Origin of the sequence: Vibrio gallaecicus, from assembly GCF_024347495.1 — a bacterium.
In the GTDB taxonomy this organism is placed as follows: Bacteria; Pseudomonadota; Gammaproteobacteria; order Enterobacterales; family Vibrionaceae; genus Vibrio; species Vibrio gallaecicus.
The window spans coordinates 2876619-2897553 of record NZ_AP025490.1 but is presented as its reverse complement, the minus strand read 5'-3'; the positions used below and the strand labels follow the sequence as shown (position 1 = coordinate 2897553).

The window sequence follows — 20935 nt, the reverse complement described above, 5'->3', positions numbered from 1 at the left end:
CTCTAAATGAACGAGTTAAATGGCTCAGCTAGATAGATGAGCCAAGTACGATAAATTTAGATAAGAATCGTTGCTAACCCTAGGAATACCGATAAGCCAATCACATCAGTCACTGTTGTAAGCGCCATACCACCTGCGAGTGCGGGGTCGATATTCATTTTCTTTAGCATGACAGGAATTGTTACCCCTGCTATGCCTGCAACAATTAAATTGGTCATCATTGCCGCGGAGATGATCCCGCCCAGTATCCAGTTACCTTTCCAAGCAACCACAATACCACCAATGATCACAGCCCAAAGTACACCGTTTAGAAAACCAATTGCCGCTTCTTTTAGCAGTAGTTCACGTTTGTTACTGTCACCGATGTGACCCAGAGCTAAACCACGGATCACTAGCGCGACCGTTTGGTTACCCGCAACGCCACCCATAGAAGGTACAATCGTCATCAATACGGCAATGGCAGCCATCTGATCTAAAGTGGCTTCAAACATATTGGAAACAGAAGCAGCAGCAAGGGCAGCAAGTACGTTTGCACCTAACCAGACGCTTCGACGACGTGCTGATTTTACTACTGGTGCAAAGGTATCTTCGTCATCATCCATACCCGCCATACTCATCATGGAGTGCTCGGCATCTTCACGAATTACGTCGACAACGTCATCGATCGTAATACGACCGACTAGGTGCTGATTTTCATCTACAACTGGAGCTGAAACCCAATTTCGACGTTCAAAAAGGCTGGCGATATCAGACGCGCTAGTTTCAACGGCAATGGCTTCGTCGGCATTCTCCATGACTTCAGAAACTTGAACATCAGGCTGAGTGGTAATCAGTGCCGTAATAGATAAATTACCGATTAGTCGATTGTCTTCATCGATGACATAAAGAGCATCTGTTGCATCAGGCAATTCACCGCGCATTCGCATATAACGAAGTACAACATCGATATCGACATCACCACGGATGGTGACAACATCGGTGTTCATCAATGCGCCTGCAGAATCTTCCGGGTAAGACAGTGCGGTTTCGACAAGAGCTCGATCAACCGAGTCCATTTGAGATAGGACTTCACGAGATACATCATCAGGTAAGCTTCGAAGTACGTAGGCAACATCGTCGGTCTCCATACCTTCAGTTGCTTCTGCGAGCGTTTCGGGTGCCATTTTTGACACCAACGCATCTTTTACGTCTTCGTTAAGTTCATCAAGAATTTCACCGTAGTCTTCAGGGTCTGTGAGTTGCCAAAGTACTTCACGACTTTTTCGCGGAGATGCTTCTAAAAGGTGTGCGATATCTTCAGGTTCCATATCCTGAAGTTGTCGACGTACATGGACAAAACGACCGTTTTCTAAGGCTTCGCTGACTTCTTGTAGGGTTTGGTGAGCTTGGTCAAATTCTAGTTGTTCGGCCATTCTGCCCCCTAAGTCGTTATTATTACAGTGTTTCGAATAGTAACTTAATTCTAGCCCTTATTTAATAAGAACTTATTACGTTAGGGAATTAAATTGAGAATAATTGAAGTGCGAATATGAAGGAGCTGACGGGATGTAAATGCATAGAAAAAATGGGGCTACTCACCCTCATCAAATTTATCTTCAATTAAATGACAAACTGCATCCAACGCTTCTTGAGCATCGACTCCTGATGCCTGAATTGTGATGTTCTGCCCTTGAGCTGATTCTAGCATTAAGAGTCCCATCACGCTGTCTGCTGTAGCCGTCTTGTCTTCTTCGCTATGGACGGTAATGGTCGCAGTATAGCTCTGTGCCAATTCGACAAGCTTTACTGCGGCTCTCGCATGTAAACCAAGTCGATTTTGTATTAATACGGTTCGCGTGAGTTCCATGCTTAGTCTCTATTTGTTTTTTTCTAAAGAGGCGTGTCTGATCTGTACTTGATGACCGAGTTCAGAGAAGTACTCACCAATTTTTTGAGTTAGGTAGACCGAACGGTGTTTACCACCAGTGCAACCTATCGCGACGGTTAAGTAGCTGCGGTTGTTTTTCTCTAACATAGGCAACCACTGCTCAACAAAGCCTTGGATCTGCTGTTTGAGTTCAATCACTTCTTTGTGTTTTTCGAGAAATGAATGGATGGGAGCATCGAGACCTGTCATTGGACGTAAAGCCGGTTCCCAATGTGGATTTGGTAAGAATCGAACATCGAAGACATAATCAGCGTCGCTTGGAAGACCATATTTAAATCCAAACGATTGAAATACTATGATGAGATCTTGTTTTTCTTTGCCTTCAATTTTGAAACGAACGGTTTCGCTTAACTCATAGAGGGTTTGATTACTGCTATCTAAAACGAGGTTAGCTTGCTCAATGAGTGGAGATAGAAGTGTTTTTTCAAGTTCAATAGCTTGATCAAGAGAAAGCTTTTCAGAGCTGAGTGATAACGGGTGAATACGGCGTGTTTCGCTGTAGCGTTTGAGTAAGGTTGTTTTGTCTGCATCTAAAAATAGAACATCGACATCTATGTCGTTCGATGCCTTTATCTGGTCGAGAGCGTCAGAAACTAATGTCGGCTCTTTAGGCAAGTTACGGATATCAATACTGACCGCTACGTTTTGGTTACTGTCTTTGATGGAAGAAACAAAGGCACTAAGCAGAGCAACAGGCAAGTTATCAACGCAGTAATAGCCTAAGTCTTCTAAAACACGAAGCGCCACACTTTTTCCTGCACCAGACTGACCGCTAACAACGATTAATCTCATCTTATCACTCGCAGGTTTGCACATTAGTCATGATCTCATAAAGCTCTTGATCGCTCTGGGCGTTGCGGAGCTGTTTCAAGGTTTGTTTATCATTGAGCCTTTCTGCCATGCAAGAAAGCGTTTTGAGGTGCTCCTTACATTGTTCACTGGGAACTAGCAGTGCAAATAAAAGATCTACAGGTCGGTTATCGATAGCATCAAACTCGATAGGATCTTGGCATTGTAATAAAACAGCGATGGCTTTATCGCTAGCATTCATACGCGCATGTGGAATGGCGATACCATTACCAATGCCTGTACTACCCATTTTTTCACGGCTGAGCATGCATTCAAAAAGTTCAGTAGAATCTTGCCCACTGTTTTCTGCTGCTATTTGGCTGATTAGCTCTAGGGCTCTTTTTTTACTGGTGCATTGAACTGCACTTTTGGTGCAGTTCAATGAAAGTACTTCGCTTAATTGCATGTTAGTGACTACTTAACTTTTCTTTGTGCTTATTGAGTTGGCGAACGAGTTTGTCGACTAAAGCATCTATAGCTGCATACATGCTTTCATCGGTCGCAGTAGCATGGATGTCATGTTGATTGACATGCAATGTTGCTTCTGCAATTTGGTTTACTTTCTCAACTCGTAATACAACTTGAATGCTATTGATATGATCAAAGAAACGTTCAAGTTTTTCGAATTTAGAGTGAACATAGTCTTGCATTGAATCGGTAAGATCAACGTGGTGGCCTTGGATATTGATTTGCATAGACTTTCCTTTTCATTTGGGTGCCTGGTTTTAACTAATTAAGCTAGCTTATAACAGGCGTTTACGCTGACTCGAGGGGGAAATGCCCAGGGATTCACGGTATTTTGCTATCGTCCGTCTAGCTACCTGAATTCCTTGGTCAGCCAGTAAGGCAGCAATTTTGCTATCGCTAAGAGGCTTGGCTGTATTTTCAGCCGCCACCAACTTTTTGATTAAAGCGCGAATTGCTGTAGATGAACACTCTCCGCCATTATCTGTACTGACATGGCTAGAGAAGAAATATTTTAGTTCGAAGATGCCGCGTGGGGTATGCATGAACTTTTGAGTGGTGACTCGAGAGATCGTAGATTCATGCATGTCGACATCTAAAGCCACATCATTTAGTACCATTGGTTTCATGGCTTCTTCACCATATTCAAAGAAACCATGTTGATGTTCAACAATACACCTTGATACTTTGAGTAAAGTTTCATTTCGGCTTTCTAGGCTTTTAATTAGCCACTTTGCTTCTTGTAAATTTGAGCGTATGTATTGACTGTCGGCACTGTTGCCTTTACCCAATTGAGCATATTGCTGATTTACTTTTAATTTAGGAATGCTGTCTGGATTGATGGTTACTAGCCATTTGCCATGATCTTTAAATACAGATACATCTGGCACAACGTATTCAGTTTCATCGGGTGTGATTTTGCTGCCAGGTCTTGGATCGAGTTGTTGAATCAGCTGCAGAACTTCACGTAGTTCTGTTTCTTTTAGCTTAGTTTCTTTAATAACTAGCTTATAGTCTCGGTTACCAAGTTGGTCGATATGATTGGATAAAACCAATTTAGCTTCATTCAACCAAGGCGTTTCTTCGGGGAAGGTCGCCAGTTGAAGTAATAAACAGTCTTGTAAATTTATGGATGCAACACCGAGAGGATCAAATTGTTGAACACGTTTACGAACGGCTTCGATCTCATCAAGTTCAACTTCTTCACTATTGAAACTTTCTAAAATATCTTCAAGTGAAACCGTTAAGTAGCCGTGGTCATCAACGGCATCAATTAGCGCTAGAGCAATCGTTCGGTCGGTTTCACTAAAAGGGGTTAGGTCGAGTTGCCATAATAAATAGTCGTGAAGGCTTTCGGTTGTTTCACCTTGATAAACTGGCATGTCGTCATCAATAGCAATACCGGTATTACCTGTATTGGAGGTGTAAACATCTTCCCAGGTAGTATCTATTTCTAGTTCATTACCAATTTCAGATTTTTCGATAAGGTCTGAGCTATCAGGTAAGTCGGGCTCAGATGTTGCTTCTGGAGTGTCTGCTGAGTTTTCCTTTGCTTCACTTGTGGCTTTGTCATCAGTTGAAGGCGTATCTTCACCACCTTCTTCCACATCAAGTAATGGGTTTGACTCTAACGCTTCTTGAATTTCTTGCTGTAAATCCAGAGTCGACAATTGTAACAAGCGAATGGCTTGCTGCAATTGAGGCGTCATAGCTAACTGTTGGCCAAGCTTAAGTTGTAATGAGGGTTTCATTCAGTAGTACTTACCTAATTATTATTTTTAGACTTTCTTGATGCTCTCTATCTAATCATAGACGGAATTGTTCACCTAGATAAACTTGTTTTACTTGTTCGTTATTGAGAACGTCTTCAGGTGTTCCTTCAGCAATAAGATGGCCTTGGCTCACGATGTATGCTTTTTCACATACGTCTAATGTTTCGCGTACGTTATGGTCAGTAATGAGAACGCCTAAGCCTCTATCTCGCAAATGCTCAATGATTTTTTTGATATCAATGACGGAGATTGGGTCAACACCAGCGAAAGGTTCATCAAGTAAAATGAACTGCGGGTTTGCTGCAAGTGCTCTTGCGATTTCAACCCGGCGTCGTTCTCCACCTGATAGCGCCATACCTGCACTGGTTCTGATGTGTTGGATATGGAATTCTTCAAGAAGATCTTCAAGCTTATCTTGTCGCTGTTCATGAGTCAGTTCATCACGAGTCTGAAGAACCGACATAATATTATGTTCAACTGAAAGCTTGCGGAATATGGATGCTTCTTGCGGTAAATAACCAATACCTAAACGCGAACGGCTATGCATAGGCAAAATACTGATGTCATTATCATCAATGCTGATAGTGCCTTCATCACGAGCAACCAGACCTACAATCATATAGAAAGAGGTAGTTTTACCCGCACCATTAGGTCCGAGTAAGCCGACAATTTGCCCTGACTCGACTTGCAAGCTTACATCAGTGACAACTTTCCGTTTACTGTATGTTTTCGCGAGATTTTGTGCTTTTAATATTGCCATAATTATTGGTCACTTGCGCCGTTATTTGTTCACTTGAGTTGGCTGTAATACCGTTGTTACTCGCTCATCTTTATCACTATCAGCAACGAGCTTTTGTGACGAAATTTGATAAGTAATACTTGAACCGCTAATGGTATTTCCATCTTGGGACAGTTGCGCATTCTTAGTCATGATTAACTTATCGGTTTGTAGCTGGTAGTTTAGATTATTGGCTTGCCCATCCAGTGTTTTCCCATCGTCTGTGAGCTGAGAAAATGTCGCTGGTATGCCAAACGCATTAATAGCAGCGATCTCACCAGTAGTGGCATCTCGAGTTACAACTATTTTATCGGCATTGATATTAATGCTGCCTTGCTTCAGCTTTACATCGCCTTGAAAAGTGACTTTATTACTTTTCATATCAAGCTGCTGACTGTCTGAATCAATATAAACAGGCTGCTCAGTATCTGAAGTTAACGCTAAAGCGTTAGGTGAAGCAAAAGCAAAGGCAAGTAGGCTAAGGTGTAAGAGTTTCATATCTACCTTGGACAGTATTTAAGAGGGTTGCAGTATTGCTATCGAAATTACCTTCCATAGCTTGTCCCTCTGTTTCAAATAATGGACCGATCATGTGAACTGCCGTTTCTGATCTAAAATCTCGATTTGTTAACTCAATTGCAAGCTTGTTAGTTGTCATTGTATCAAAGCTTGCTTCTGGTAATAGGTTCTTAATGGCAACATTATCATAGAGTGTTAGTTCTTGCTCTTCACTCATAACAGCACGCCTTGCGGTTACTTGCCATTCAATCGTATGACCATCTCGAAAGACCGATAAAACCGGGTTTTCAAAAATAGTATCGCCACTTTTTGAAAAGTACTCTAAATGGCTCGATTCAATTTCGTAACTGCGTATGCCTTGTTGGTTATAGGTAATGTTGTCTAGATTTTTTCCGCTAAAAATAGGCAATTCTAAATTTGGAGCGACCTGTATTGTATGACCCTGAGATTTATCATACAAATAATATGTTGACCAAGAACACACAAAGACTAGTATTAAATAGATAATACGAGGCAAAGTCATATGCTTAAGCCTTTATGCAGATCAAGTTCATTTCTTGCTTGTAAGATCAGGTCGCAGACTTCGCGAACCGCGCCATGACCGCCGTTAATACTGGTAACGTAGTTAGCGCGTTGTGCTAATAAAGGGTGACCATCGGCAACACAGACCTTTAAACCAACCTGCTCCATGACAGGCCAGTCGATCAAGTCATCCCCAATGTAACCAGTGTGTTCCGGTGCAACCGATAACTTGGTGCAAATGTCTTGGTAAGCTTTTACTTTGTCATCTTGACCTTGGTAAATGAGCTTAATACCAAGCGCGTTCATTCTGTTTTCGACAATTTGTGATTTTCGACCTGTAATGATGGCGATTTCAATTCCAGCATTCATTAAAGATTTAACACCATAGCCATCACGGGTATGGAAGGTTTTTAATTCCTCACCATTATTTCCCATATAGATACGACCGTCAGAAAAAACACCATCTACGTCGCAGATCAGTAGCTTAATGTCTTTTGCGATATTGAATACGTTAGCGTCAACTTCGCCATATAATGTTTGAACAGATTGAGTCATTACATTACTCCTGCTTTTAATAGGTCATGCATATTTAGCGCACCGACAAGCTTTCCTTCATGACACAACATGAGACCATTGATGCTTTTATCTTGCATAAGGTTTAAACCTTCAACCGCTAGCATGTTTGGCTCAGCTACGGTTGGCTTCGATGTCATTACTTCACCGATGGCGGTGGTGTGAATATCTATACGCTTATCGAGGATGCGTCTTAAATCTCCATCCGTAAATATTCCGACCATATTACCTGTGTTATCAACAATCGCAGTCATCCCCAGGCCTTTTTGGGAAATTTCTAATAAGGCATCACGAACTAATGCTTCAGGAGCTACAACTGGCAGGGCTTCACCCGTATGCATGATGTCTTCTAATTTTAACAGTAACTTTCTGCCTAGCGCACCACCTGGGTGTGATAGGGCGAAGTCTTCAGCAGTGAAGCCTCTTGCTTGAAGCAAAGCAACTGCAAGAGCATCTCCCATAACCAGTGTGGCTGTTGTGCTTGTTGTTGGGGCTAAACCAAGTGGGCAAGCTTCTGCTGGAACCGTTATTTGTAAATGAATATCTGCGAGTTTTGCCATGTTTGAGTTTGGCTTGCCCGTCATGCTCAATATTTGGATATCTAACCGCTTAAGAACAGGGAAAAGGCTCAAGATCTCTCCTGACTCTCCGGAGTTAGAGATGGCAAGTACAATATCACCGGGCTCAATCATTCCAAGGTCACCATGAGCGGCTTCCCCTGGGTGAACAAAAAATGCTGAAGTACCGGTGCTGGCAAGTGTTGCCGCTATCTTTTTGCCTATGTGTCCAGATTTCCCCATCCCCATAACAACTACTTTGCCTTTGTTATTAAGGATAAGCTCACAAGCTTGGCAAAACTGGTCATTAAAATACTGTTCCAGTTGAGTTAGACCTGCAATCTCGGTCTCTAATACTTGTTTAGCGACACTGCGATAATCGAAAGACTTAGGCATCAAATACTCCAGAAAATTAGGTTTTGTTCGTTGTATAAGGCGTGATTAAGCCGTCATATTCATTAGCAAGTAACCTTGGTATGCAAGGAACAGTATGACTAGAATGCCACCTTCTATACGATTAACGCTACGAGATTTACCAAGCGCCATAAGTACAAGTAATAAAGAAACGCCTAGCATGACCCAAAAATCACGACCCATTGCAAATTCACTGAGAATGGATGGGTTTAATATACCTGGGATGCCCATTACCGCTAGGATGTTGAATACATTAGAACCAATGATATTACCTACGGCCATGTCGTCTTCACCCTTCATAACACCCGCTAGAGAAGCGGCTAATTCAGGTAAACTTGTGCCAATAGCAATGATCGTTAGACCGATAACTAGATCACTCATACCAAAGTATTTTGCGATAACCACAGCGTTATCGACAAGCATGTCGGCAGCTAGCGGAAGAATAATCAAACCAATCACTACCCACATAATGGCTTTTGGATTACTTACGCCTTCAGGGACTTCTGATTCTTGCTCATCAACAAAAGCATCGCCATTGACTTTTTCTTTACGGCTAATCTGTAACATAGCAATTAAGAATGCGGCAAAAAGCACAAACAAAAGAACGCCTTCATAGAAACCAAGGTGATTATCCCATAATAGAGCACCGGCTAATAAGGTGACACCAATCATAAGGGGAAGTTCTCTGCGAATAACACCAGAGCTGATTGAAAGCGGTTTAATGAGAGCGGTAATACCTAATATAAGGGCGATATTTGCAATATTAGAACCAAGAACGTTACCAACCGCAGTATCCGTTTTTCCATCTAAAGCCGCGGTAGCTGAAACCATCATTTCAGGAGCTGAAGAACCCATAGCTAAAATTGTCATACCAATAACAAGAGGTGAAATACCTACGTTACGAGCAAGAGCAGCAGCACCATATACAAGCTTATCTGCACTCCAAACTAAAAAAACAAGACCGACAATTAGAAACGCGATGGCTTCAAGCATGATGATTCCTACAAATGAGTTAAATGGGGGTAATTAACCGCTAATTTTGACTTGTTGCTAAGTAAAAGGGAAGTCACTGTTTCAATTAATTGTTGGTTTGCTGTAAACAAACTTAATCGCTTTTAAAAATAATCATGAATTTTATTATTTAGAAGAGGTTGGATGAGCACTAGAATAAATCGAACAGTGCTTTTAATTATTATACATAGTGCTTATCATGAACCGAATTAACGATGCTTTTTAGATCAAGGATAGAGCCATACTATGAGAAATAATGAACTCGTTAGAGTAGAGAACTTAACTTTCTCTCGCGGCGAACGAACTATTTTTGATGACATTAGCCTACTCGTACCCAAAGGCAAGATCACTGCGATCATGGGGCCATCCGGTATAGGTAAAACAACTTTGCTGCGTATTATTGGCGGTCAATTACCTCCTGATACGGGGAAGGTGTGGTTTGATGGAGATAATATCCCATCACTGTCACGCCGAAATCTATATCAAGCCCGTAAAAAAATGAGCATGCTGTTTCAATCTGGTGCGCTTTTTACGGATCTAACGGTATTTGATAATGTCGCATTTCCACTACGTGAACATACGGATTTAAGTGAGAAGTTCATTGACTCGATTGTTAAGCTTAAACTTGAGGCGGTAGGGCTTCGTGGCGCTGCGCAACTAATGCCAAGTGAGCTTTCTGGTGGTATGGCAAGGCGTGCGGCTCTAGCTCGTGCTATTGCGCTAGATCCTACACTTATTATGTACGATGAACCTTTTGTTGGGCAGGACCCTATTACGATGGGAGTCTTAGTTAAGCTTATCCGCAGCTTGAACCAAGCACTTGATTTGACATCTATCGTGGTTTCACATGATGTTCCTGAAGTGATGAGTATTGCCGACCTTGTCTATTTACTCGCCGATGGAAAAGTCATCGCGAGTGGCTCCCCGGAGGAACTACGTCAAAGTAACGATCCAAGGGTGCTGCAATTCTTACAAGGTGACGCGGATGGCCCAGTGCCTTTCCGTTTCCCCGCTCAGAGTATTGAAAAGGACTTGTTCTAAAATGATCTCCAATTATATCGCGAGCGTTGGACAAAGAGCATTAGCCATTTGTGAAGCTTTTGGGCGTGCAAGTCTAATGTTATTCGGAGCCCTAGTTGGCGTTCCTCGTTTCAAAAACTGCCCTCTATTAGTTAAGCAGCTTTACAGCGTAGGCGTGCAGTCTCTCGCGATTATTATCGTATCTGGACTTTTTATCGGAATGGTTTTGAGTTTACAAGGCTACGTGATTCTTATCGATTATGGTGCTGAAGGTAGCCTTGGACAAATGGTGGCACTATCGCTATTACGTGAACTAGGACCGGTTGTGACGGCTCTGCTTTTTGCCGGCCGTGCTGGTTCAGCTTTAACTGCCGAAATTGGTTTGATGAAAGCGACCGAGCAATTGTCTAGCTTAGAAATGATGGCAGTGGATCCCTTAAAGCGTGTAATTGCACCTCGTTTATGGGCTGGATTAATTTCAATGCCACTACTTGCTATGATCTTTATGGCCGTGGGGGTTTGGGGCGGTCAACTTGTCGGTGTTGATTGGAAAGGAATTGATCATGGTAGTTTTTGGTCTGCGATGCAGTCTTCTGTTGAGTTAGGTAGAGACATAGGCAACAGCTTAATTAAGTGTATGTTCTTTGCTATTACAGTGACTTGGATTGCTCTATTTAATGGTTACGATGCAATACCTACTTCTGAAGGTATTAGCCGCGCAACCACACGCACTGTTGTGCACTCTTCTCTAGCTGTATTGGGGCTAGATTTTGTTCTTACAGCATTGATGTTCGGGAATTAATCATGCAACAAACACGAAAATTAGAATTATGGGTCGGTACTTTTGTTATCGCCGGAATTTGCGCAATCTTAATCATGATTTTTCAAGTCGCTGACGTAAAAGGTCTTGGTTCAAACCATACTTACTCTTTAAAGGCGACATTCGACAATATTGGTAGCTTAAAAGTACGTTCACCTGTCAAAGTTGGCGGTGTGGTTGTAGGTCGTGTTACGAGTATCGAATTAGATAGCGAGAGTTACTTACCAGTTGTAAATCTTTCTATTGAATCGAAATATTCGCAATTCCCAGAAACTTCAAGTGCGAAGATTCTGACTTCAGGGTTGATCGGTGAGCAGTACATTAGCTTAGTGCCAGGTTTTGTCTTTGAAGATGAAGAAATGCTAGTCGATGGTGACTTTATTGAAGACACTAAATCCGCTTTAGTACTTGAAGACCTTATAGGTCAGGTTTTGTACAGTGTTGGCGGCTCAGAAGAAACGACAAAGGAATAATGACATGCTGAAGAAATTATTTATTACCCTGACGGCTCTGCTCTTTTCTGTGAATGTTTTTGCAGAGTCGACTGATAAAAAAGAAACGATAGATAAAACTCAGCCTTATCACATGATGAAGCAAGTCGCTGACCAAGCTTTTTCTCGATTGAAAGATGAGCAAGTTAATATTCAGAACGATCCTGAATTATTGAAAGTCATCGTTGAAGAAGAGTTGATGCCATACGTCAATTCTCAATATGCGGCGTTAAAGCTATTAGGACCCAATTTAAAAGGTGCGGATAAAAAAGACGTACGTATTTTTATTGATGCTTTTTATGGCTATCTAGTGACATCGTATGCGCAAGTTTTGACTCAGTACACTGACCAAAAAATTGAATTTGGACCAGAAACTAAGTTAAAAGAAAGCAGCCGTATTACTAGCGTAAAAGTCGATATCATTGCGACTCCACGTCCTAATATCAAACTTGAATTTAAATTACGTAAAGATAAAAAATCTGGTGAGTGGAAAGCTTTTGATATGATTGCGGAAGGCATTAGCTTACTTTCTAGCAAGCAATCTGAATGGAACAGTAAAATACGCCAGCAGGGTATTGTTTCAGTTGCACAAGATCTAGATCGTTTGGCGCAACAGCCAATTCGTTTTGAAGGGGCTAAGTAATGTCACATCCTCAATGGAAATCAATCAGCATTGATACGTTTCAGCTCTCGGGGGATTTAGACAGAGAGTCAGTTCCATTGCTATGGTTAACATTGGAGAGTTGGAAAACGGCTGAATCTGAAGTTCAAGTCGACTTAAATCAAGTAAATCGCATTGATTCGGCTGGAATGGTGATGCTAATTCACTTAATAGAGCATGCAAAAAATCAAAACTGTCATATAATGCTCAGTTTCGTGCCAGAACAATTACGAACGTTGTTCCAATTGAGCAATATCCAGCCATTGATGGCAAAACACTTAAAAGATTAGGCAGGAGCTATTTGTGGACAGCACAAAAGTACAAGAATTATTAACAGAGGCGTTAGGCCTACAAGAACTTATCGTAAAGGGTGAAGGTAGCCACTATGAAGTGGTTGCAATAGATGCTTGTTTTGACGGTATGAACCGAGTGAAAAAACAGCAACTTATTTATGGTCCTTTAATGGAATACATTCAACGCAATGATATCCACGCTCTTTCTATTAAGGCTTACACGCCAGAAGAGTGGGAACGCGATAAGAAACTGATGTCTCTGTAAGGTTTATGATGGAAAAGTTTCGAGTTATTGGATCGGATAAGCCACTTAATGGCGAAGTAACGATCTCAGGCGCAAAAAATGCTGCGCTCCCTATTTTATTTGCTTCTATTCTTGCAGAAGAGCCTGTAGAAGTAAGTAATGTACCTCACCTTCGTGATATTGATACCACGATGGAATTGCTTAAGCGATTAGGTGCAAAAGTATCACGTAACGGTAGTGTTCATGTTGATGGTCGTGAGATCAATGAACTATGTGCTCCTTATGACTTAGTTAAAACGATGCGTGCTTCTATTTGGGCTTTAGGTCCATTGGTAGCTCGTTTTGGTCAAGGTCAAGTGTCACTTCCTGGTGGTTGTGCAATTGGTGCTCGCCCTGTGGATCTTCATATCCACGGTCTTGAGCAACTAGGTGCAACAATTACATTAGAAGACGGTTACGTTAAAGCAAGTGTTGATGGTCGCCTTAAAGGCGCACATATCGTGATGGATAAAGTGAGCGTAGGTGCCACTATTACTATAATGTGTGCAGCAACACTAGCTGAAGGTAAAACAGTACTTGATAATTCTGCTCGTGAGCCAGAGATTGTTGATACTGCTGATTTCCTTAATAAGTTAGGCGCTAAGATTTCAGGAGCAGGTACAGACACTATTACGATTGAAGGCGTAGAACGTCTTGGTGGTGGTAAACATGCTGTTGTTGCCGACCGTATTGAAACGGGGACATTCTTAGTTGCTGCTGCTGTTTCTGGCGGTAAAGTGATTTGTCGTAACACGAGTGCTCATCTTCTTGAAGCGGCATTAGCGAAGCTTGAAGAAGCTGGTGCGAAAGTTGAAACTGGTGAAGATTGGATCAGCCTGGATATGACGGGCCGTGAACTGAAAGCGGTGAAAATCGTAACAGCGCCTCACCCTGGTTTTCCTACAGATATGCAAGCGCAATTTACTTTGCTGAATATGATGGCGAAAGGTAGTGGTGTTATCACTGAAACTATTTTTGAAAACCGCTTTATGCATATTCCTGAGCTTCAGCGCATGGGTGCCAAAGCTGAAATTGAAGGCAACACTGCAATTTGTGGTGATACGCCCCAGTTAAGTGGTGCACAAGTGATGGCGACCGATCTACGTGCTTCTGCAAGCCTAGTTATCGCGGGCTGCATTGCTCAAGGCGAAACTATTGTAGACCGTATTTATCACATCGATCGTGGCTACGATAAGATTGAAGATAAACTGTCTGCTCTAGGCGCAAATATCGAACGTTTTCGTGATTCAAACTAGCCCATACGCTAGTGAATAATGAGTTAAACGATAAAAATAGAAAGTCGAAACCTTGGTTTCGGCTTTTTTATAGATGTATTTATTTATAGTTATACCTCGCTGTTTTTAGCGTCGTGAGCCTCATTCTAATGGGGGACCAGCAAGGTGTTTCTGGAGAACAAAATGATAGCAATATTACGTATTTTTGCCCTCGCTATTTTTGCGATTCTTATGTTTGTATTTGGCTGCGGTTACTGCTTATTAAGCCCACGCAATCCAAAGCATGTTTTTACTTTTGGTCGTTACTTCGGTTACATGTCCAAAATATTTGGCATGAAATTAGAATTACGTATTCCTGAAGACGCGTATTCTCGTGGTCAGCATGTCTATGTTGCCAACCACCAAAATAGTTGGGATTTATTCACCGTTTCATCAGCTGTAACACCTAAAGTCGTGACTGTAGGTAAGAAAAGCCTAGTGTGGATGCCTTTATTTGGTCAGCTTTACTGGCTAACGGGTAATATCTTGATTGACCGTGCAAATAGAAGCAAAGCGGTTGGCACTATCGATCAAGTTGTGAATAATTTAAAAGAAAGTGATGTGTCTGTTTGGATGTTCCCTGAAGGTACGCGTTCACGCGGGCGTGGGTTACTACCATTTAAGACGGGTGCATTTCATGCTGCTATTGGTGCCGGCTTACCGATTATTCCAATCGTTTGTAGCTCGACGGGTGATGTTAAATTAAACCGTTGGAATAACGGTCATGTTATCGTTGAAATGTTGCCGCCAGTGAGTGTTGAAGGTTATGACAAATCAAACGTACGCGAATTGGCAAATCAATGCCGAGAGCAAATGAAAGATAAGCTGGAAGCGCTAGATAAAGAAGTTATTGAGCTGAATAGTAAATAATTTAGTCATACGATAGATAATAAAAAGGTTGCCCACAGGGCAACCTTTTTTGTTTCTAATGAATGTACAAGTCAGCCAGAACTGGTTTGCACGTACATTCGATAATTTGAAACTTATTTACGCACCGCGATAGCTTCGATTTCAATACCAACATCTTTTGGTAGACGAGCTACTTCAACACAAGAGCGAGCAGGGTAGTTTGCTACGCCATGTTCGTCGAAGAACTTACCGTAAACTTCATTTACTGTTCCAAAATCATTTAGGTCTTTTACGAATACCGTTAGTTTCACAATATCTTTTACCGTTAGACCAGACGCTTCAACAACAGCTTGAACATTGTCTAGAGACTGACGAGCTTGTACTGCGATGTCTTCCGACACTTCACCCGTTGCTGGGTTTACTGGAATCTGACCTGAAGTCAGTACCATGTTGCCAAGATCAACACCTTGAACATATGGGCCGATTGCTGCTGGAGCAGATTCTGTATGAAGTACTTTAGTCATGGGTTATTCCATCAGTTATGAGATAAAAATCGAAATTCAGTGTGCCTCCAAATTTTCGATTGGTAAAGAGCAAAATACCCCGCATAGGCGAGGTATTTCATAGTTTTGACATTCGCAACGACGAATAAACTGGCTTTATCTCTCCGTCACGATTTCGCGTGCGAAAACTTTCTCACAGTATTTGCACTTCAAGCGAATATCTTCTTTCTTCTCAAAGACCTTGAAGCTACTTTCAACGGGTTCATTATGCGTAATACAGTTGGTATTTGGGCATTCAAAAATATCATTGATTTGCTCAGGAAGTTCTAAAGCAAGTTTCTTAACGACTTCGTAATCTTCTATTTGGTTAACAGTGGCATGCGGTGCATACAGAGCTAACTTATTTGCTTGCTCTTCTGTAACGAATACGTTTTCAATTTTTAATAAATCTTTTCCACCTAGAGCTGAAGACGGAAGGTTTAGACCTATCGTGATACGTTGATTTGAATTATGCATATCAAAAAGTTTTAGAACTTTGATGCCGATATTCGCAGGAATATGGTCAATCACGGTGCCATTCTTGATTGCTTCAACTTGCAATTGAGTTTCTTTAGTCATGTTATATCTCCCGATTACAAGGTTTCGTTTAGAACTAGAGCCAGTAAAGCTTCACGTGCGTAAACGCCATTTTCAGCTTGCTCGAAGTAATAGGCGTAAGGTGTTTTATCAACATCCGTAGTAATTTCATCTACACGTGGTAGTGGATGAAGTACTTTAAGGTTGTCACGAGCACCTTCAAGAAGCCCAGCATTTAAAATATAAGCCGATTTAATATGAGCATATTCTGATTCGTCAAAACGCTCTTTTTGAACTCGTGTCATGTACAAAATATCGAGCTCAGGAATTACGCTATCCATATCTAATAGCTGTTTATATTGAATGCCTGCTTCATCTAGTTCTTCACAGATGTAGTCTGGCATAGCCAAAGCTTCAGGTGCGATAAAGTAGAAACAAACGTTGTTGAACTTAGCCAATGCTTGAGTCAGCGAGTGTACGGTTCTGCCATATTTCAGGTCACCGACGAACGCGACATTCAAGTTATCTAAACGCCCTTGTGTTTCTGCAATTGAGAATAGGTCAAGCAGAGTTTGAGTGGGGTGTTGGTTCGCACCATCTCCAGCATTGATAACTGGAACACCATTAGAGAATTCAGAAGCGAGACGCGCAGCGCCTTCTTGTGGGTGGCGCATAACATAAGCATCTACATAAGAAGAAATCACCTGCACCGAATCTGCTAGTGTCTCGCCTTTTTTAGCTAAAGAAGTATTACCACCACTATCAAACCCAATCACATCTCCGCCAATACGTTGAATTGCGGTTTCAAAAGACAGACGTGTACGAGTTGAAGGCTCAAAGAAGCAGCTCGCAATGACTTTATTTTTAATAAGATTAGGGTTGGGTTCTGCTTTGAGTTGACCTGCCGTTTGAACAATCAATTCTAGCTCTTCACGAGAAAGCTCTGGAATTGAGATAATGTGCTTTTGAAAAAGCGAATTCGTCATGATCTTCTTCCCTACTATTTTGTATTAGCCATAAAAAAGCCCCCCAATAAGGGAGGCTTTAAAAACGTGCTGAAAAGCAGAATAGACAACCAGACAAGCAAGATAGCTTGCGTGCAATATTGGGCATTTTCACAACATTGATAGGTGTCATTTTCACTACTCTCAGACAAATTGCCGAGAATTATACGCTTTCAATTTGTGATCGCAAGCGATTACATCAAGCTTTTTTACTGTTATGAAACTCTATGATTCACGCTCGAATCATAAATTTTAAGATGACTACCCTAATGTGGCAACCATGACTGCTTTGATGGTGTGCATACGGTTTTCAGCTTCATCAAATACAATTGAATATTCAGATTCAAAGACTTCATCTGTAACTTCTAAGCCGTTCATGCCGTATTTATCTGCGACTTGCTGCCCAATTACGGTTTCATTGTTATGAAAAGCCGGAAGACAATGCATGAACTTAACTTGTGGGTTACCCGTTTGTTTGATGACATCCATATTTACTTGATAAGGCGTCATTACAGCTACTCGTTCATCCCAAGCTTCTGGCGCTTCACCCATTGATACCCAAACATCGGTGTAAAGGAAATCACAGCCTTGAACGCCTTCATTTACATCTTCTGTAAGAGTAATTTTAGCCCCAGTTGATTGAGCGATTGATTGACACTGTTTGACAAGAGATTCTTCAGGCCAAAATGATTTAGGAGCAACGAGGCGAATATCCATTCCCATTTTTGCTGCGCCAACTAAAAGTGAATTACCCATATTGTTACGAGCATCACCAAGGTAAGCAAAACTAATTTGATGCAGTTGTTTACCTTTGCCGTGTTCAAGCATCGTTAGAAAATCAGCAAGAATTTGTGTTGGGTGGAATTCATCTGTCAGTCCATTCCAGACTGGAACGCCAGCATAAGCCCCTAAATCTTCTACTATGCTTTGCCCAAACCCTCGATACTCGATGCCGTCATACATTCGCCCTAATACACGAGCTGTGTCTTTCATTGATTCCTTTTGACCGATCTGAGAACCAGAAGGACCGAGATAAGAAACTTGAGCACCTTGATCAAAAGCGGCAACTTCAAATGCACAGCGAGTTCGGGTTGAGGCTTTTTCAAAGATCAGCGCGATATTTTTACCGGCTAATTTTTTCTGCTCCGTACCTGCATATTTAGCTTTTTTTAAGTCAGCAGAGAGATCCAGTAAAAACTGAATTTCCTTTGGAGAGAAATCGAGAAGTTTTAGAAAGTTACGGTTGCGAAGATTAAAAGCCATATCTCGCTCCTTGAGCATAAAGAATCAATGAAGTAGATAGTTATACATATAAATGCTTTTATTGTGAATAATTATTTTATATTTTATATTTTAATAAAAAAAGCTGATGAGTAATCATCAGCTTTTATGGTGTTATAAATGGTAGAGTTTTAGGTGACTTCTACCAACGATATTTATCGTTTTTAAATATCATCACGTTCAATTGGGCAGCTCATGCAGCGAGCACCACCTCGTCCGCGTCCAAGCTCGTTACCAGGAATAGTCAGGACTTCTATTCCAGCTTTATCGTATTTTTCATTCGTGTAAACATTGCGCTCGTAGCCAATGACGGTGCCAGGCTTAACAGTCAACACGTTGTTAGCATCATTCCACTGTTCACGTTCAGCTTCATAATTATCACCACCAGTCGTAATGATCTTTAGTTGATCTAACCCTAATGCACCTTCGATAGCAGACAAGTAGTTATCGGCCTTCTCTACACGCATTTCACCATTTCCTTTTGGTGTTAAGCGCCAAGTATCAAGATCTTTGCGTACGATCTCTGGATATACTGAGAAAGTATCAATATCCATATGAGTCATGACAGTATCTAAATGCATGCATGAGCGATGTTTTGGCAGATCAATGGCGATCACTTCTTTAGCCTGACCTGATTTAAATAGGCTTGCTGCTAAATTTTCAACACCTTGAGGTTTGGTACGCTCAGAGATACCGATTAGCACAGCACCTTTACCAATAACGAGTACATCACCACCTTCAATATTTGCATTGTCGTAATGCAAATCTTCATCGCCAAAGTATTTAATGAAGTCCTGCCCTGCAAAAACAGGATGCCAGCGGTAGATCGCTCGCAAGTGGTTCGTTTCTCGTTGACGAGCTGGCATCATCATTGGGTTAAGAGATACACCGCCATATACCCAACATGAAGTATCACGCGTAAATAAGTGATTAGGTAATGGTTCAATGACAAAGTCGAGCGGTCTATGCATTTTAGGCAGCATAGAAGAAGACTTGATTGGCAGTTCTGAATAAGCCAAGCCACCTAATAAAATGGTTGCTAGGTGTTCATTGTCCATTTGAGCAAGATAGTTACGTAAGTCTCGAGCAAAAGTAGGACCGTAACGGAAATCAGAGATTTGAGTATTCAGTAGCCATTCCCTAGCTTCTGTAACATTGAGAGTTTCAACGAGTAGATCGTGTAACAGTAATACTTCCACGCCTTGGTTACGTAGGGTTGAGGCGAAAGCATCATGTTCTTCACCTGCCGCTTCAACAGCCAAAACATCATCAAATAATAGTTCATGACAGTTCGAAGGGGTGAGGTGGGTGAGTGCTCGTTCAGGTCGGTTTAATAGAACTCGTCTTAACTGACCAACTTCGGAGCCAACGTACAGCTTACTCATTTTGCATCCTTACTTTTAATCCAGCCTCTAGTTATGACAAGCTTAAAAGAAAGATGCAAGCTCTAACAATAGTGTCTTTGTTTGGTTTATTTAATTAACTTGGTTGTAAAAACTACAAAATATGGAAATTTAATTTTTTTATATCAATTTAATGAAAGGTAAATAGAGGCTTCCTCCTGAGTTTATATGCTGTTTTTTGACGAGACGATTCGATTACTCAAGTGGGATTAAGTGAATAAAAATTCAGCATTATTCAACTTGTGAGGCTTTTACGAGGTTTTATTCATTTTGATATGATCCCTTCTATGCATTTATCATGCTTAATCACGCAATTTAAGCACATTTCATGCAAAATAGTGAATGCAGACGATATGCTAAAATAGAAAATGGTTAATAATATGTTGAAAATTTGTTTCTGTGATTGCCGTTTTATTTTTCAATTAATATTACGCTACTAATCTGTTTAGAAAGATCATCTTCAACCTTTAATCTAGGTGGCTTTTCTGGTCGATCCATGACATATTTCGTGGCAATCAAATTTGATCTTTTCATAGTCAACACTCTGGAGCAGACACATGTCTCACGAAGATGAATATCTATCAGTAGCGGAATTAATTGAATTTCAAAAGGAAGAGACTCGCGACATCATTGAAGCCTTAATTGAAGATGGTAGCGATCCTGATGCTTTATACGATATTGAGCATCACCTATTTGCTGAAGATTTCGAAGTACTTGAGAAAGCCGTTGTTGAAGCATTCAAAATGGGCTTTGAAGTTCTTGAAGCTGAAGAGACAGAAGACGAAGATGGCAATAAGTTACTTTGTTGTGATGCAACGATGCAGTCTGTTCTAAACCCAGAAACGATTGATGAGCAAGTTGAGAAGCTTGTTAATCTAGCTGAGAAATTTGACATCATTTACGATGGCTGGGGCACTTACTATGAAGGTGAAGATGCTATTCACCCAGAAGAAGATGATGAAGACGAAGAATAATTTATCGTGATTTAATGAATGCCAGCATCTTTGCTGGCATTTTTGTATCTGTTCGAAAACCCTACAAAAATACATGTCATTAAGTGTGTACATTCACTATAATGCGCTCAAACTTG

General features: G+C 41.2%; 26 protein-coding genes. 9 read left to right on the top strand and 17 right to left on the bottom strand.

Features of this window, described 5'->3' with window-relative positions:
* Positions 1–56: 56 nt before the first annotated feature.
* From mgtE to OCU78_RS12550, 12 genes are all read right to left on the bottom strand, one after another.
* Positions 57–1412 (bottom strand): magnesium transporter, encoded by a 1356-nt coding sequence (gene mgtE / locus OCU78_RS12605; RefSeq protein ID WP_137375180.1) that lies wholly within the window; start codon positions 1410–1412, stop codon positions 57–59.
* 158 nt (positions 1413–1570) lie between these two features.
* Positions 1571–1846: an HPr family phosphocarrier protein gene (locus OCU78_RS12600; RefSeq protein WP_137375181.1), complete on the bottom strand. Its 276-nt coding sequence runs from the start codon at positions 1844–1846 to the stop codon at positions 1571–1573.
* A 9-nt stretch (positions 1847–1855) separates the two neighbouring features.
* Complete coding sequence (rapZ, locus tag OCU78_RS12595) at positions 1856–2719, bottom strand: RNase adapter RapZ (RefSeq protein WP_137375182.1); 864 nt, start codon at positions 2717–2719, stop codon at positions 1856–1858.
* Between the two features lie 4 nt (positions 2720–2723).
* Positions 2724–3182 (bottom strand): PTS IIA-like nitrogen regulatory protein PtsN, encoded by a 459-nt coding sequence (ptsN, locus tag OCU78_RS12590; RefSeq protein ID WP_137375183.1) that lies wholly within the window; start codon positions 3180–3182, stop codon positions 2724–2726.
* Position 3183: 1 nt separating this feature from the next.
* Entirely contained in the window at positions 3184–3471 is a 288-nt protein-coding gene (hpf, locus tag OCU78_RS12585; RefSeq protein ID WP_137375184.1) for a ribosome hibernation promoting factor, read from the bottom strand.
* 48 nt (positions 3472–3519) lie between these two features.
* Positions 3520–4992 carry an RNA polymerase factor sigma-54 gene (locus tag OCU78_RS12580; protein WP_137375185.1) on the bottom strand — a complete coding sequence of 491 codons (1473 nt, stop codon included), beginning with the start codon at positions 4990–4992 and terminating at the stop codon, positions 3520–3522.
* 55 nt (positions 4993–5047) lie between these two features.
* The gene (gene lptB, locus OCU78_RS12575) at positions 5048–5773 is read right to left on the bottom strand and encodes an LPS export ABC transporter ATP-binding protein (protein ID WP_137375186.1); all 726 of its coding nucleotides are present in this window, start codon (positions 5771–5773) and stop codon (positions 5048–5050) included.
* A 21-nt stretch (positions 5774–5794) separates the two neighbouring features.
* Complete coding sequence (lptA, locus tag OCU78_RS12570) at positions 5795–6289, bottom strand: lipopolysaccharide transport periplasmic protein LptA (RefSeq protein ID WP_137375187.1); 495 nt, start codon at positions 6287–6289, stop codon at positions 5795–5797.
* The gene (gene lptC, locus OCU78_RS12565; RefSeq protein WP_137375188.1) at positions 6270–6833 is read right to left on the bottom strand and encodes an LPS export ABC transporter periplasmic protein LptC; all 564 of its coding nucleotides are present in this window, start codon (positions 6831–6833) and stop codon (positions 6270–6272) included. The genes lptA and lptC overlap by 20 nt, the downstream gene beginning before the upstream one ends.
* On the bottom strand, positions 6830–7387 hold the full coding sequence (gene kdsC, locus OCU78_RS12560) for a 3-deoxy-manno-octulosonate-8-phosphatase KdsC (RefSeq protein WP_137375189.1): 558 nt from the start codon (positions 7385–7387) through the stop codon (positions 6830–6832). The genes lptC and kdsC overlap by 4 nt, the downstream gene beginning before the upstream one ends.
* Positions 7387–8358, bottom strand: coding sequence for an arabinose-5-phosphate isomerase KdsD (kdsD, locus tag OCU78_RS12555; protein ID WP_137375190.1), 972 nt, complete (start codon positions 8356–8358; stop codon positions 7387–7389). Before kdsD ends, kdsC begins: the two co-directional genes overlap by 1 nt.
* 45 nt (positions 8359–8403) lie before the next feature.
* Positions 8404–9369 carry a calcium/sodium antiporter gene (locus tag OCU78_RS12550; RefSeq protein WP_137375191.1) on the bottom strand — a complete coding sequence of 322 codons (966 nt, stop codon included), beginning with the start codon at positions 9367–9369 and terminating at the stop codon, positions 8404–8406.
* A 264-nt stretch (positions 9370–9633) separates the two neighbouring features.
* Between OCU78_RS12550 and mlaF the strand changes: the two genes are divergently transcribed.
* From mlaF to OCU78_RS12510, 8 genes are all read left to right on the top strand, one after another.
* Positions 9634–10428 (top strand): phospholipid ABC transporter ATP-binding protein MlaF, encoded by a 795-nt coding sequence (gene mlaF / locus OCU78_RS12545; RefSeq protein ID WP_137375192.1) that lies wholly within the window; start codon positions 9634–9636, stop codon positions 10426–10428.
* 1 nt (position 10429) lies between these two features.
* The gene (gene mlaE / locus OCU78_RS12540) at positions 10430–11209 is read left to right on the top strand and encodes a lipid asymmetry maintenance ABC transporter permease subunit MlaE (protein ID WP_137375193.1); all 780 of its coding nucleotides are present in this window, start codon (positions 10430–10432) and stop codon (positions 11207–11209) included.
* 2 nt (positions 11210–11211) lie between these two features.
* Positions 11212–11700 carry an outer membrane lipid asymmetry maintenance protein MlaD gene (mlaD, locus tag OCU78_RS12535; protein WP_137375194.1) on the top strand — a complete coding sequence of 163 codons (489 nt, stop codon included), beginning with the start codon at positions 11212–11214 and terminating at the stop codon, positions 11698–11700.
* A 4-nt stretch (positions 11701–11704) separates the two neighbouring features.
* Positions 11705–12361 (top strand): MlaC/ttg2D family ABC transporter substrate-binding protein, encoded by a 657-nt coding sequence (locus tag OCU78_RS12530; RefSeq protein WP_137375195.1) that lies wholly within the window; start codon positions 11705–11707, stop codon positions 12359–12361.
* Positions 12361–12669: an STAS domain-containing protein gene (locus OCU78_RS12525; protein WP_137375196.1), complete on the top strand. Its 309-nt coding sequence runs from the start codon at positions 12361–12363 to the stop codon at positions 12667–12669. Before OCU78_RS12530 ends, OCU78_RS12525 begins: the two co-directional genes overlap by 1 nt.
* Positions 12670–12682: 13 nt before the next feature.
* Positions 12683–12937, top strand: coding sequence for a BolA family iron metabolism protein IbaG (ibaG, locus tag OCU78_RS12520; RefSeq protein ID WP_137375197.1), 255 nt, complete (start codon positions 12683–12685; stop codon positions 12935–12937).
* A gap of 8 nt (positions 12938–12945) precedes the next feature.
* On the top strand, positions 12946–14211 hold the full coding sequence (gene murA / locus OCU78_RS12515) for a UDP-N-acetylglucosamine 1-carboxyvinyltransferase (protein ID WP_137375198.1): 1266 nt from the start codon (positions 12946–12948) through the stop codon (positions 14209–14211).
* 162 nt (positions 14212–14373) lie between these two features.
* Positions 14374–15099: a 1-acylglycerol-3-phosphate O-acyltransferase gene (locus OCU78_RS12510; protein ID WP_137375199.1), complete on the top strand. Its 726-nt coding sequence runs from the start codon at positions 14374–14376 to the stop codon at positions 15097–15099.
* Between the two features lie 113 nt (positions 15100–15212).
* On the opposite strand, the gene OCU78_RS12505 is transcribed toward OCU78_RS12510, so the two are convergent.
* The 5 genes from OCU78_RS12505 to arcA form a co-directional block, all read right to left on the bottom strand.
* The gene (locus OCU78_RS12505; protein WP_137375200.1) at positions 15213–15602 is read right to left on the bottom strand and encodes a RidA family protein; all 390 of its coding nucleotides are present in this window, start codon (positions 15600–15602) and stop codon (positions 15213–15215) included.
* Positions 15603–15737: 135 nt separating this feature from the next.
* On the bottom strand, positions 15738–16199 hold the full coding sequence (gene pyrI, locus OCU78_RS12500; protein WP_137375201.1) for an aspartate carbamoyltransferase regulatory subunit: 462 nt from the start codon (positions 16197–16199) through the stop codon (positions 15738–15740).
* 14 nt (positions 16200–16213) lie between these two features.
* Positions 16214–17143 (bottom strand): aspartate carbamoyltransferase, encoded by a 930-nt coding sequence (pyrB, locus tag OCU78_RS12495; RefSeq protein WP_137375202.1) that lies wholly within the window; start codon positions 17141–17143, stop codon positions 16214–16216.
* Between the two features lie 279 nt (positions 17144–17422).
* Positions 17423–18424, bottom strand: coding sequence for an ornithine carbamoyltransferase (locus tag OCU78_RS12490; protein WP_137375203.1), 1002 nt, complete (start codon positions 18422–18424; stop codon positions 17423–17425).
* Between the two features lie 182 nt (positions 18425–18606).
* Positions 18607–19827 carry an arginine deiminase gene (gene arcA, locus OCU78_RS12485; RefSeq protein ID WP_137375204.1) on the bottom strand — a complete coding sequence of 407 codons (1221 nt, stop codon included), beginning with the start codon at positions 19825–19827 and terminating at the stop codon, positions 18607–18609.
* A 575-nt stretch (positions 19828–20402) separates the two neighbouring features.
* Here arcA and rraB point away from each other — a divergent pair.
* Entirely contained in the window at positions 20403–20819 is a 417-nt protein-coding gene (gene rraB / locus OCU78_RS12480; RefSeq protein ID WP_137375205.1) for a ribonuclease E inhibitor RraB, read from the top strand.
* Positions 20820–20935: the final 116 nt, after the last annotated feature.